General features: G+C 70.6%; 11 protein-coding genes. 7 read left to right on the top strand and 4 right to left on the bottom strand.

Annotated elements, in window-relative coordinates:
• Positions 1-5: 5 nt before the first annotated feature.
• Positions 6-899, top strand: a complete 894-nt coding sequence (locus tag OU416_RS02415) for an NADP-dependent oxidoreductase (protein WP_270925116.1) — start codon at positions 6-8, stop codon at positions 897-899.
• 32 nt (positions 900-931) lie between these two features.
• Here the strand turns inward: OU416_RS02415 and OU416_RS02410 are convergent, their stop codons facing one another.
• Positions 932-1,738, bottom strand: a complete 807-nt coding sequence (locus OU416_RS02410; protein ID WP_270925115.1) for a sulfite exporter TauE/SafE family protein — start codon at positions 1,736-1,738, stop codon at positions 932-934.
• A gap of 92 nt (positions 1,739-1,830) precedes the next feature.
• Here OU416_RS02410 and OU416_RS02405 point away from each other — a divergent pair, with 92 nt between their 5' ends.
• Positions 1,831-2,595 (top strand): AraC family transcriptional regulator, encoded by a 765-nt coding sequence (locus tag OU416_RS02405; RefSeq protein WP_270925114.1) that lies wholly within the window; start codon positions 1,831-1,833, stop codon positions 2,593-2,595.
• Between the two features lie 94 nt (positions 2,596-2,689).
• Here the strand turns inward: OU416_RS02405 and OU416_RS02400 are convergent, their stop codons facing one another.
• Positions 2,690-3,013 carry a putative quinol monooxygenase gene (locus OU416_RS02400; RefSeq protein ID WP_270925113.1) on the bottom strand — a complete coding sequence of 108 codons (324 nt, stop codon included), beginning with the start codon at positions 3,011-3,013 and terminating at the stop codon, positions 2,690-2,692.
• A 133-nt stretch (positions 3,014-3,146) separates the two neighbouring features.
• Positions 3,147-3,395 (bottom strand): SH3 domain-containing protein, encoded by a 249-nt coding sequence (locus tag OU416_RS02395; RefSeq protein WP_270925112.1) that lies wholly within the window; start codon positions 3,393-3,395, stop codon positions 3,147-3,149.
• Between the two features lie 227 nt (positions 3,396-3,622).
• Here OU416_RS02395 and OU416_RS02390 point away from each other — a divergent pair, with 227 nt between their 5' ends.
• Positions 3,623-4,660, top strand: coding sequence for a LysR family transcriptional regulator (locus tag OU416_RS02390; protein WP_270925111.1), 1,038 nt, complete (start codon positions 3,623-3,625; stop codon positions 4,658-4,660).
• Here the strand turns inward: OU416_RS02390 and dnaE are convergent.
• Positions 4,617-8,174 carry a DNA polymerase III subunit alpha gene (gene dnaE / locus OU416_RS02385; protein ID WP_270925110.1) on the bottom strand — a complete coding sequence of 1,186 codons (3,558 nt, stop codon included), beginning with the start codon at positions 8,172-8,174 and terminating at the stop codon, positions 4,617-4,619. The genes OU416_RS02390 and dnaE overlap by 44 nt on opposite strands.
• Before the next feature lie 163 nt (positions 8,175-8,337).
• On the opposite strand from dnaE, the gene OU416_RS02380 reads away from it, so the two are divergent.
• The 4 genes from OU416_RS02380 to OU416_RS02365 all read left to right on the top strand — a co-directional run bounded on the left by OU416_RS02380 (position 8,338) and on the right by OU416_RS02365 (position 12,621).
• Positions 8,338-8,880 carry a GNAT family N-acetyltransferase gene (locus tag OU416_RS02380; RefSeq protein WP_270925109.1) on the top strand — a complete coding sequence of 181 codons (543 nt, stop codon included), beginning with the start codon at positions 8,338-8,340 and terminating at the stop codon, positions 8,878-8,880.
• Between the two features lie 444 nt (positions 8,881-9,324).
• A complete protein-coding gene (locus OU416_RS02375) occupies positions 9,325-10,686 on the top strand; it encodes a family 2B encapsulin nanocompartment shell protein (protein WP_270925108.1) in 1,362 nt (453 codons plus the stop codon).
• Complete coding sequence (locus OU416_RS02370) at positions 10,686-11,750, top strand: family 2 encapsulin nanocompartment cargo protein terpene cyclase (RefSeq protein ID WP_270925107.1); 1,065 nt, start codon at positions 10,686-10,688, stop codon at positions 11,748-11,750. The genes OU416_RS02375 and OU416_RS02370 overlap by 1 nt, the downstream gene beginning before the upstream one ends.
• A gap of 13 nt (positions 11,751-11,763) precedes the next feature.
• Entirely contained in the window at positions 11,764-12,621 is an 858-nt protein-coding gene (locus OU416_RS02365) for a geranyl diphosphate 2-C-methyltransferase (RefSeq protein ID WP_270925106.1), read from the top strand.
• Positions 12,622-12,644 lie beyond the last annotated feature (23 nt).

The raw sequence follows: 12,644 nt of genomic DNA, 5'->3' as shown, positions 1-12,644 counted from the left end.
GTGGCATGAAGAGAGTGAGCTTCGCCGAGTTCGGCGGTCCGGAAGTCCTGCAGCTGGTGGACGTCGAGGAACCCCACGCGGGCCCGGGGCAGGTGCGCATCGCCGTGCGGGCTGCGGGGGTGAACCCGGTCGACTGGCGGATCCGCGAAGGCCAGATCCTCAAGGCCCATCCGATCGAGCTGCCCGCCGGAGTCGGGATCGACGCCGCCGGTGTGGTGGACGAGATCGGTGACGGCGTCGAAGGCATCGAGGTCGGCGACCGCGTGTTCGGCGAAGGCCCGGACACCTACGCCGAGTTCGCCGTGCTGTCGGCCTTCGCCCGCATGCCCGACGGGCTGAGCTTCGAGGAAGCCGCCGGATATCCCTCCGTGGTGGAGACCGCGCTGCGCATCATCCGCGAGGTCGGCGTGCGGCCCGGGCAGACGCTGCTGGTCAGCGGTGCGTCCGGCGGCGTCGGATCGGCGGTGCTGCAGATCGCCCGCGAGCGCGGCATCAAGGTGATCGGCACGGCCGGGGCCGCGAACCAGGACTACCTGCGGGGCTTGGGCGCCCTCGCCACGACCTACGGCGAGGGCTGGGTGGAGCGCGTCCGGCAGTTCGGCCGGGTCGACGCGGCGCTGGACCTGGCCGGTTCCGGCGTGATCGGCGAGCTCGTGGGGCTGACCGGGGATCCGCGGAAGGTGGTCTCCACCGCCGATCTGGAGGCGCCGAAGCTCGGCGTCCGGTTCTCCGACACGGCCGGGAGCGTGCCCGACGCGCTCGCCGAAGCGGTCGACCTCATCTCGCGGGGCAGGCTGCACATCCCGGTCGAGAAGTCCTACACCCTCGCCGAAGCCGCGGCCGCGCACGTCGACAGCCGGGCCGGCCACACCCGCGGGCGCCGGGTGATCCTCGTGTGAACCACAAGCCGGGCAAGGGCTTTCGGCCGCCGCTAGGCGAAGGCGGTCACGACCATCGCGATCAGCACGATCAGCAGCAGCACCAGGTAGGCGATCGCGTGCACCCGGTCGGGGATCTTGCCGACCAGCCGCTTGACCACCGCGATGGTCGGCAGCGAACCGCAGAGCAGGGCCGCCGCGACGACGACGTTGACGTGGCCGAGCTGCCCCGGGTAGGCGGTCACCGGTGTCGCCGTGGCGTACACCGCGGTGCCGGCGACCGCGACCGGGATGCTGAGCGGGTTGGCCATCGCGGCGGCATCGGCCATCGGCAGCCCGCGGCGCCGGAGCAGCGGCACGGTCAGGACGCTGCCGCCGACGCCGAGGAAGCTGGCGACCGCGCCGATGCCGACCCCGCCCGCCGTCGAAGCGGCCTTGCCCAGCGGCTCGCCCCGAGCGCGCTGCCGGGTGTTGTCGAGGAATCCCCTGCGGAGGACGCTGTCGGCGATCGTGATCGCGAGGTAGCCGATGAACAGCAGGTGCAGGACGGCGTCCGGGGCCCAGATGGCGGCGACCGCGCCCAGCACCGCGCCGAGCGCGATGAACTCGACCAGCGGGTGGAGGTGTTCCTTGCGCAGGCGTCCGGACCTGGCCTGCGCGAGGGTGGCCGTGGAGGCGTTGACGATCATCACGGCGGTCGAGGTCGCCACCGCGGTGTGCATCGCGTCGGCGCCCGTGGCGGCGGCGACGACCGCGAACACCACCGGCACGATGATGAAACCGCCGCCGAAGCCGAACAGGACCGTGGTCACGCCGGTCAGGCAGCCGAAACCGAGCAGCACGAGGAAGGAGACGAGCACCCGGCCACGCTAGGACCGGCCACCGCTGTCGCACAATCGATGCCACGCCACGAACGTTCGAGTTCACGCCACCGGTCGGTTAGGGTGACCCGGTGCGCAACGTGCCGTTGGACGAGGTGGACGGGATCGACCGCGCGGTGCTGGCGATCGGCACCGACTACCCGCCCGGGCACCTGCTGGCCTACCACCGGCACCGCCGCGCGCAGCTGCTCTACGGCGCGATCGGGATCATGCAGGTCGAGACGGCGGACGGGAGCTGGACGGTGCCGCCGCGGCGCGCGGTGCTGATCCCGCCCGGAACCGACCACCAGGTGCTGATGGACGGCGTCACCACCCGCAGCCTCTACCTGGAGCCCGCGGCGGTGCCGTGGTTCCCGGCGCGCTGCCGGGTCGTGGACGTCTCGCCGCTGCTGCGCGAGCTGCTGCTCGCCGCGGTCGACGTCCCGCCGGAGTACGACCGGCACGGCCGCGACGGCGCGCTGGTCGAGCTGGTGCTGCACGAGATCCGCAACCTCGCGCCGCTGCCCTTCGACCTCCCGCTGCCCGCGCGGGCCGACCTCCGGCAGCTCTGCGAGGCGTTCCAGTCGGCGCCCAGCATCCGCGAATCGCCCGCCGAATGGGCCGCCCGGCTCGGCGTGAGCACCCGCACCTTCAACCGGGCGTTCCTGGCCGGGACGGGGCTGAGCTTCCAGCAGTGGCGGCAGCGGGCCTGCGCCCTGCGCGCGATCCACCTGCTCTCGGCCGGTCGAACGGTCACCGGGGTCGCGGCGGAACTCGCCTACGACACCCCGGCGGCGTTCTCCACCATGTTCCGCAAGCAGACCGGAACGGCACCGAGCTCGTTCCAGCCCCGCTGAACCGAGGCCGCACCTCGCGCATTCCCATGTGGACGTTCCGCCGGGCGAAAGCACCGGGTGCGCCCCTGCGGTGGCCGCAGAGGCGCGTCCGGGCTCAGTTCACCGCCATCTCGCCCAGCTCCGACCAGTCGTCCTGGTCCAGCGTCGTGTTGATGACCCGCGGGGTCTCCACCAGGTGCGGCGGCAGCTCCCGCTGCGCGGTCTTGAAGTGCGCCGAGCTGACGTGCGCGGCACCGGCCTCGCCGTCCCGGAAGGCCTCCACGAGCACGTACTCCGCCGGGTCCGCCAAGCTGCGGGACCAGTCGAACCACAGGCACCCGGGCTCGGCGCGGGTGGCCTCGGTGAACGAGCGGGCGATCTCGGGCCAGCGGTCGGCGTCCTCGGGCTTGACGCGGAACTTCGCGGTGATGAAGATCATCGGTTTTCCTCCTCCTGCTACCGGCTTCTCCGGCACGTTCTACCCCGCCCCGGGAGCCCCCGCTCGCGGGCGGGGCAGAACTTGCGATCCGGATCACGCGGCGCGGATCACCGTCCACAGGAGATCGACCGGGTCAGACCCGTTCCAGGCAGGCGGTGATCACGTAGCGGCGCTGGCCGAAGTGGTCGACCGGGTACCACTGGCTGCCCGGCTGGCTGCCGCACTGCGGGCCGTACGCGCCGCCCGTGACGGGCAGCGCGGTGACCAGGATCCGGTCGTCGGTCTGCATCTGACCGACCGAGGTGGCACCGGGATCGGGACGGGTCCGGATGTTGACGCCGTCGCCGTAAGCCCGGTACCAAGCGGGAAAACCATCAGCCATCGCGATTTCCTCCCCAGGTGGACTGCTGATGCGGCGCCAGTCTCCGGCGGCGCCGTGCCGGACGTGCCGGGTTCGCGCCGCCGTCACCCGCACGGAGCAGTCCGCGAGCACCGGGGCGAGGTGGAGCTCCTCGCCCGAGCGCAAGACGGTGGCGTCCGACGTCAGCCCGCCACGTGAGTACTGTTGCCCGGTCGGAAGCGGTGCTCGGTCGTCACGGGAGGGGCAGGATGGAACTCGACCTCGGTGCGGTGCGGGCCTTCGTCGCCGTGGCCGACGAGCAGCACTTCGGTGCGGCAGCCGACCAGCTGGACCTCACGCAGCAGGCCGTCTCCAGGCGGATCGCGAAGCTGGAAGCCGCCCTGGGCACGACGTTGCTGCACCGCACCCAGACCGGGGCCAGGCCCAGCGACAGCGGTGCCGAGTTCCTCCGCCACGCCCGGGCCCTCCTGGCGCTGGCCGATCAGGCCGTGGACTCGATCCGGGTCCGCGACCGCCCGCTGCGGGTGGACGTCAGCGACACCCGCCTCCCCGCGACCGAACTGGTCAGGGGGTTCCACGACAGCAACGCCGACGTCGACATCGACATCATCACCTCGAACGGGCTCCGGAGCGGGCGGACCGCGCTGATCAGCGGTTCGATCGACGTCGCCGTCGCTCGGGTGATGGGCCCGCTCGATCCGGGCATCAAGCACCTCCCCGCCTTTCTCGGTCCCCTCCACGTCCTCGTCGGCCGCTCGCACCCCCTCGCCGAGCGGCGCCAGGTGCGGCTGACGCACCTCCGGGACTCGATCGCCTGGATGCCGACCAACGAACCCGGCAGCGAATGGGCCGACTTCTACGACTGCCTCGCCCGCGAATTCGGGCTCACCATCGACACGTCGGGCCCGAACTTCGGCCTGGACCACATGCTGGACTACCTCGCCGCATCGGAGCACCGCTTCACCTTCGGCGGCGAACTGCTGCGGGTTCCGTGGCACCCGGAGATCGTCCAGATCCCCATCGTCGATCCGACTCCCGTCTACCTGCACTCCCTGCTGTGGAAGCAGGGCAACCGGCACCCCGTGCTGCCCCGGCTGATCGACCACGTCACCTCGCGCCTGCGGCCGTTCGACCCGCAACGCCAGTGGCTGCCACCGGCGGACGTCCGCACGCTCGACCTCGCGGCGGCAGCCGACGAGCGCCCTGCCCCGGATCCGTCCGGAAGGGGCGACGGGGCGAGCCTCACGAACCGCTGGCGAGGACGCGCGTTCCGCGCAGCGCTTTGAGCTCTCCGAACAGGGCCGGGCTGGGCTCGACCGGGTACCGGTCCACCGCCAGCCGGGTTCGCCGCTGCCCGTGCCTGATCACGACGCGCAGCGGGGTGCTCCCCCGGTGCGCGCGCAGCGTCGCGCGGAGCTCCTGGACGTAGTCCAGGTCGACGTGGCGGGCCTCCACCTCCACCGTCAGCGGGTTGGTGCCGGGATCGGTCTCGGCGGCGGAGATGTCGACGGGCACGGCGTCGGAGGCGAAGACGCTGATGGTGCCCTCGCGTTCGTTGATGCGCCCCTTGACGGCGATCGCGGTGTCCTCGACCAGGCAGTCGGCGAACATCTCGTAGGACTTCGGGAAGAACAGCACCTCGACACCGGCGTCGAGGTCCTCGACGGTGACGATGGCCCACGGGTGGCCGTTCTTGTTGATGCGGCGCTGGATGCCGGAGATCATCCCGGCGATCCTGATCTGCTCCTTGCCGCCGAGCTCCCGCAGGCCGGCGATGCCGGTGTCCTGGTGGGGCGCCAGCAGCCGCTCGGCCCCGTCGAGCGGGTGCGCGGAGACGTACAGGCCCAGCATCTCCCGCTCGCAGGACAGCAGCTGCTCGCGCGGCCACTCCTCGGCGGTGAACGTCAGGTGCGCCAGCGGTGAGGATTCCGCGCCGCCGGCCGAGTCGGCGCCGAACAGGTCGAACTGGCCCATCGCCTGCTGCCGCTTGAGCCCGATGACCGCGTCGACGGCGCTCTCGTGGTGCTGCGCCAGCGACCTGCGGGTGTGCCCGAGCGAGTCGAACGCACCGGCCTTGATCAGCGATTCGACGACGCGCTTGTTGCAGGCCGGGATCTCGGACTTGTCCAGGAAGTCGGTGAAGGAGGCGTAGCGGCCCTTCTCCTGCCGGGACTCGACGATCGAGGCCACCACGTTGGATCCGACGTTGCGGATCGCGCTCAAGCCGAAGCGGATGTCGGAGCCGACCGCGGCGAAGGTGTCCGCGGAGTCGTTGACGTCCGGGGAGAGCACCTTCACGCCCATCCGCCGGCACTCGGCCAGGTAGACGGCCATCTTGTCCTTGTTGTCCCCGTTGGAGGTCAGCAGGCCCGCCATGTACTCGGCCGGGTAGTTCGCCTTCAGGTAGGCCGTCCAGTACGCCACCAGGGCGTAGCCCGCCGCGTGCGACTTGTTGTAGGCGTATCCGGCGAAGGGCAGGATGGTCGCCCACAGCGTGCTGATCGCGTCGTCGGAGTAGCCCTGGGCGAGCATCCCGGCCCGGAAGCCCGCGAACTCCTGGTCCAGCACGGACTTCTTCTTCTTGCCCATCGCGCGGCGCAGGATGTCGGCCCGCCCGAGGCTGTAGCCGGCGACCTCCTGCGCGATCGCCATGATCTGCTCCTGGTAGACGATCAGGCCGTAGGTCTCGGCGAGGATGTCGGCGAGCGGCTCGCCGAGCTCGGGGTGGATCGGCTCGATCGGTTTGCGGCCGTTCTTGCGGTCGGCGTAGTCGTGGTGCGCGTTGACCTCCATCGGGCCCGGCCGGTACAGCGCGTTCGCGGCCACCACGTCCGGGAACGCGGTGGGCTGCATGCGCTTGAGCAGTTCGCGCATGCCACCGCCTTCGAACTGGAACACCCCTAGGCTCTCGCCGCGGGCGAGCAGCTCGTAGGTCTTCGCGTCGTCGAGCGCCAGGCTGGACAGGTCGATGTCGACCCCGTGGTTGTCCTTCACCATGCGGATCGCGTCGCCGAGGATGGTGAGGTTGGACAGGCCCAGGAAGTCCATCTTCAGCAGGCCGATGGCCTCGCACGACGGGTAGTCCCAGCCGGTGATGATCGACCCGTCGTCGCGCGCCCACAGCGGCACCGTGCCCAGCAGCGGCTGCGAGGACAGGATCACCGCGCAGGCGTGCACACCGGCGTTGCGGATCAGGCCCTCCAGCCCGCGCGCGGTGTCGAAGATCTGCGACACCGACGGATCGGTCTCGATCAGGCCCCGCACCTCCGCCGCCTCGGGGTAGCGCTCGTGCTGCGGGTCCACGATCCCCGACAGCGGGATGTCCTTGGCGGCGATCGGCGGCGGCAGCGCCTTGGAGATCCGGTCGGCGATCGCGAAGCCCGGCTGGCCGTGGTGCACCCGCGCGGCGTCCTTGATCGCCGCCTTCGTCTTGATCTTGCCGAAGGTGATGACCTGGGCGACCTTGTCCCGCCCGTACTTGTCGATCGCGTACTGCAGCACCTCGTCGCGGCGCCGGTCGTCGAAGTCGAGGTCGATGTCCGGCGGCGAGTCGCGCTCCGGGTTCAGGAACCGCTCGAAGATCAGCCCGTGCTCCAGCGGGTCCAGGTTCGTGATGTGCAGGATGTAGGCCAGCAGCGACCCCGCCGCCGAACCGCGGCCCGGCCCCACGTGGATGCCCTGCGACTTCGCCCAGCGCGTCAGGTCGCCGACCACCAGGAAGTACGCGCAGTAGCCCTTGGCGGCCAGCACGTCCAGCTCGACCTGGATCCGCTCGCGGCACCGCTCGGTCGGCCCGTCCGGGTAGCGCGACGGCAGGTACTGCTCGACCTCCGCGGCCAGCAGCTCGCGCTCGGACCGGCCGCTGCCGTCGGTCACGCGCGGCATCCGGTCCTGGAAGCCCCACACGTCCTCGTAGGACTCGACCATCTCCGCGATCAGCAGCGTGTTGTCCGCCGCTCCCGGGACCTCGGAGTCCCAGTACGCCCGCATCTCCCCGGCCGATTTCAGGTAGTAGCCGTCGCCGTCGAACTTGAACCGCGACGCGTCGCCGAGCGTCTTGCCGGACTGCACGCACAGCAGCGCGCCGTGCGAATCCGCCTGGTCCACCGTCACGTAGTGGCTGTCGTTGGTCGCCAGCGGCGGGATGCCCAGCTTCCCGGAGATCTCCAGCAGCCCCTGCCGCACCGATCGCTCGATGGGCAGCCCGTGGTCCATCAGCTCCAGGAAGAAGTGCTCCCGGCCGAAGATCTCCTGGTACTCCGCCGCCGCCCGCAGCGCCTCGTCGAACTGCCGCAGCCGCAGCCGCGTCTGCACCTCGCCCGACGGGCACCCCGTGGTGGCGATGATGCCCTCGGAGAACTCCGCGATCAGCTCCTTGTCCATCCGCGGCTTGCGGTACATCCCCTCGAAGCTCGCCCGGCTCGACAGCGCGAACAGGTTCCGCAGCCCGGTGGCGTCGCGCGCCAGCATCGTCATGTGCGTGTAGGCGCCCGCACCCGAGACGTCACCGCCCGCACCGGACTCGTCGGTGCCGCGCTGCTTCGCCTCGCCCCAGAACACCGGCTTCTTGTGGAACCGGCTGCCGGGCGCCAGGTACGCCTCGATCCCGATGACCGGCTTGATGCCGGTCTTGCGGGCCTGCTGGTAGAACTCGTCGGCGCCGAACATGTTCCCGTGGTCGGTCATCCCCACCGCGGGCATCCCGAGCCGCTGCGCTTCGGCGAACAACGCCCCCACCTTCGCAGCACCGTCGAGCATCGAGTACTCGGTGTGCACGTGCAGGTGGACGAAGGGATCCATGCCAACTCTCCCGGTGTTCGAACGGCTTTCCGCGACATTCGAACCGGGGGCGGCCGCGGGCGTCCAACAAGCGCCGCGCCGGGATCGACAACGATCAGTTGTCGCACCAGGCCGGGGCCGCAGGTGGCGTCGCGCTGGTGGGTGGGCGAGGATCGGGGTCGTCATGAGCGATGTCGAACTGGTCCCGATGGGGTTGCCGCACCTGGCCGGGGTGCTGGAGCTGGGCAACCGGGTGTTCGACGTGTCGGCGATGCCCTACACGTCGTGGTCGTTGTCCAGCGCGGCCGTCCACCTGGACGCCCAGCCGGACGCGTGCTGGGTCGCCGAGGCCGGCGGGCAGGTGGCCGGGTTCGTGCTCGGGTCGCTGTCCTACGACGAGCGGGCGGACTGGGGCTACGTGGAGTGGCTCGCCGTCGACCCCGAGCACCAGGGCAAGGGGCTCGCGCGGACGCTGCTGGAGGAGTCCTGCGCGGCGCTGTTCGCCGCGGGCGCGACGCGGGTGATCACCGACGTCGAGCAGACCAACACCGCTTCGGCCCAGCTCATGCGGCGGTGCGGCTTCAACGACAGCGTGACCGTGACGCTGTTCGTCCGCCACGCCCCGGCCGAGGACGGCGCCGCCCGGCAGGCCCGGGCGCGGGCGCGCCCGACCGATCCGGCCAAGGCCCGGCTGCACGCGGCGGCCCGCAAGTCCGAACGCGACTAGCGCGGCCGGTGCTCCGCTGTGGACTGCCACCGTTCAGCGGGGAACGCAAGGATCTGAATCACACCTCTCATTATCCCGGGATCAATTGCGGAAATCGTGAATTCCTTCGCCGGATTCCGAAATGGGCGTCGTGATCATTCGGCGATTCGGGTGATGTTCACCGGCACGGGGGTCACCCTTTCATCTGTATCTAGGCGAAAAACCGGCCCATAGACTCGGGCATCGATCAAGTTCGCAGCCAGCTCGCCGAACGGGCGAGAACATCACGACGCGCAATGCGGCGGCACCGCCGCCGATCGACCGGAGCGCGTGCCATTCCCGCGAAAGGAGAGCCGGTCCACCGTGCCCGCGGCACGGCCGCTGGAAGTCCGCCAACGCACCGAGCAAGAACACCAACGGGAGGTTCGTGACGTGTCCTCACCCGCTGCCGAACAGTTCTCATCCTTGCAGACCCGCGCGGCGCGGCTGCTCGCGACGACGACGAAGACCCCGCCGCAGATGCAGTCCATCAGCTCCCGGAACCTGCTCCGGCAGCTGCCGTGGCTGACCGTCTCCAGCGGCACCTACCGGGTGAACCGGCGGCTGCAGATCAAGGTCGGGCGCGGGCGCGTGTCGTTCGTCCAGGAGGGCACCGACGTCCGCATCATCCCGGAGACCCTCACCGAGCTCGCCGCGCTGCGCGGTTACGCCGATGTGGACGTCCTGACCAGACTGGCGGGCATGTTCACCGTCCGGCAGGTGACGCCGGGCGAGGTGCTCGCCGCGGAGGGCAGCCCGATCCGGGAGGTCTTCGTCGTCGCGCACGGCCGGGTGGAGCGGCTGGCCACCGGCGAGTACGGCACCGTCGACCACCTCGGCGTGATCACCGACGGCGACCAGGTCGGTGACGAGGCGGTCGGGGTGGAGGACCCGACGTGGTCGGCGACGCTGCGCTGCGCCACCTCCGGGACGATCATGGTGCTCAACTGGGACGCCCTGAGCGGGCTGCTCGACACCGAGGAGGGGCTGCGCGCGCACCTGGAGGACTTCGCGCGGCGCCGCTCGCTGCCGCAGAACCGGCGCGGTGAGGCCGAGATCGCGTTGTCGGCCGGGCACCTCGGCGAGGCGCTGCTGCCCGGTTCGTTCGTCGACTACGAGCTCGGGCCCCGCGAGTACGAGCTGTCGCTGACGCAGACGGTGCTGCAGGTGCACACCCGCGTCGCCGACCTCTACAACGACCCGATGAACCAGGTCGAGGAGCAGCTGCGGCTCACCGTCGAGGAGATCCGCGAGACGCAGGAGCACGAGCTGCTGCACAACCCGGACTTCGGCCTGCTGCACAACACCTCCTACGACCAGCGGATCGCCACCCGCACCGGCCCGCCGACCCCCGACGACCTGGACGACCTGCTGTCCATGCGGCGTTCCACGGACGCGTTCTTCGCGCACCCGAAGGCGATCACCGCGTTCCTGCGGGAGTGCAACCGGCGGGGCCTGGCGGTGGACGCGGCCGTGCAGGAAAACGGGTCGAAAGCGCTGTCCTGGCGCGGAGTTCCGGTGTTCCCGCTGGGCAAGATCGGCCTCACCGACCACAACACCACCTCGATCATCGCGATGCGCCGCGGCGAGGAGAAGCAGGGCGTCGTCGGGCTCCAGCCCGCCGAGCTGCCCGACCAGGTGCAGCCCGGGCTGAACGTGCGCTTCATGGGCATCACCGATCAGGCCATCCTGCGCTACCTGGTGTCGGCCTACTACAGCGTCGCGCCGCTGGTGCCGGACGCGGTCGGGCTGCTGGAGCACGTCGAGATCGGCCGGACGGACTCCTGATGATCGAGCTCATCGCGCACGAAACACCGGTTCCCGTGCAGCAACCGCACACCGGCGGTGTGCAGGGGACCAGCGCGTGCACGGCTCCGGGAACGCAGCGGCGGACCACCGTCCTGCACTGCCCGCCCGCCCCGCCCGAACGGCCCGAGGCCGCGGCCGAGATCAACAGCCGCGTGGTGGCGTGGATGACCGGGCTCGGGCTGGGCAGCGCGGCGAACGTCGAAGGCGTCTACAAGCACGACCCGGGTCGCGGGATCACGTTGTGCCACCCGGGAAGCCAGGACGTCGACCGGATGACCGCGGCGGGCAAGATGATCGTCGCCGAGACCGCGGTGGACGACTACTTCTGCGAGACCAACAGCCAGCGCGATTCCCAGGACCAGACGATCGGGCCGAACCTGTCGCTGGCGCAGTCGGCCATCGACGCGCCGTGCCTGACTCCCGACTACCAGGGGCTGTGGGAGCGGCAGCGCGCCGGCCACCCGGTGCTGCGCGCCCAGCACGAGGCCTTCGAGGACCTCAAGCGGATCAGCAGCCCGGCGCAGGCGCAGCGCACCCGGCACGACATCGCCCAGCTCTACCTCGGCTACAACGCCGAGAACGGGTGGCGGCTGGTCAACCGGCTGCCGCCGGTGTGGCAGTACCTGGCCAACCGGCAGATGAACTCGTTCCGCCCGTGCCTGGACCTCACCGACGTGCTCGACGGCTACGAGCTGCCCGACGAGCTGCACGCCCACCCGCTGGTGCAGGACTGCACGGCGCGGGCGTCGCTGATCGCCACCCTGCACAACGACCTGGCCTCCTGCGAGCGGGAGATCCGCGAGCACGGCCTGCCGTTCAACCTGCCCGCCGTGATCGCCGCGGAGGAGCGCATCCCGCTCGACGAGGCGTTCATCAAGGCCTGCGAGGTGCACAACGAGCTGATCCGCGCATTCGAGGACGACACCGAACGCACCACCGCCGCACTCCCCGACCCGGTGGTCGCCCGCTTCCTGACCGGGCTGTGGGCCTGGATCGCCGGAAGCCGCCACTGGCACTTCACCACCGCCCGACACTCCGCGTGAGAGGACCCGCTCGATGACGAACACGATCCAGCACAACCCCACCACCGGCAGCATCTACCAGGGCAGCGTCGCGGAGTACTGGAACCGGGAGGCCAACCCGGTCAACATCGAGCTCGGCGAGGTCGACGGCTACTTCCACCACCACTACGGCATCGGCGAGCCGGACTGGTCGGTGACCGAGGGCGAACCGGCCACCGCCCGCGAGCGCATCACCGCCGAGCTGCACCGGCTGGAGACCAAGCAGGCCGAGCTGCTGCTCGGCCACCTCGGCGAGGTCGAGCCGAAGCACCGGATCATGGATGCCGGCTGCGGTCGCGGCGGCAGCTCCTTCATGGCCCACGAGCGGTTCGGCTGCTCGGTGGACGGCATCTCCATCTCCCGCAAGCAGGTGGACTTCGCCAACGAGCAGGCGCACCAGCGCGGCGTCTCGGACCGGGTGGCCTTCCACCAGCTCAACATGCTCGACACCGGTTTCGAGACCGGCAGCATGCGGGCGATCTGGAACAACGAGTCCACCATGTACACCGATCTGGCCGATTTGTTCGCCGAGCACTCGCGGCTGCTCTCGCGCGGCGGGCGCTACGTGACGATCACCGGTTGCTACAACGACGTCTACGGCCTGCCCTCGCGCGCGGTGTCCACCATCAACGCGCACTACATCTGCGACATCCACCCGCGCTCGGGCTACTTCCGCGCGATGGCGGCGAACCGGCTGGTGCCCACCGCGGTGGTGGACCTGACCGAGGCGACGCTGCCCTACTGGCGGCTGCGCGCCCGGTCGCCGCTGGTGACGGGCATCGAGGAGGCGTTCATCGAGGCCTACACCAGCGGCGCCTTCCAGTACCTGCTCATCGCCGCGGACCGGGTCTGACGTTCGTGCTTCCTGGCGGCGCC

The sequence above is a fragment of the Saccharopolyspora indica genome, from assembly GCF_027853965.1.
GTDB lineage: Bacteria > Actinomycetota > Actinomycetes > Mycobacteriales > Pseudonocardiaceae > Saccharopolyspora > Saccharopolyspora indica.
Note: the sequence above shows the minus strand (reverse complement) of the source record. Positions and strands in the feature narration are given on the sequence as shown.

Coding starts and splice junctions, on each gene's coding strand:
- OU416_RS02415 (WP_270925116.1), top strand. CDS start 6: ATGAAGAGAGTGAGCTTCGCCGAGTTCGGCGGTCCGGAAGTCCTGCAG.
- OU416_RS02400 (WP_270925113.1), bottom strand. CDS start 3,013: ATGATCTTCATCACCGCGAAGTTCCGCGTCAAGCCCGAGGACGCCGAC.
- OU416_RS02395 (WP_270925112.1), bottom strand. CDS start 3,395: ATGGCTGATGGTTTTCCCGCTTGGTACCGGGCTTACGGCGACGGCGTC.
- OU416_RS02390 (WP_270925111.1), top strand. CDS start 3,623: ATGGAACTCGACCTCGGTGCGGTGCGGGCCTTCGTCGCCGTGGCCGAC.
- dnaE (WP_270925110.1), bottom strand. CDS start 8,174: ATGGATCCCTTCGTCCACCTGCACGTGCACACCGAGTACTCGATGCTC.
- OU416_RS02380 (WP_270925109.1), top strand. CDS start 8,338: ATGAGCGATGTCGAACTGGTCCCGATGGGGTTGCCGCACCTGGCCGGG.
- OU416_RS02370 (WP_270925107.1), top strand. CDS start 10,686: ATGATCGAGCTCATCGCGCACGAAACACCGGTTCCCGTGCAGCAACCG.
- OU416_RS02365 (WP_270925106.1), top strand. CDS start 11,764: ATGACGAACACGATCCAGCACAACCCCACCACCGGCAGCATCTACCAG.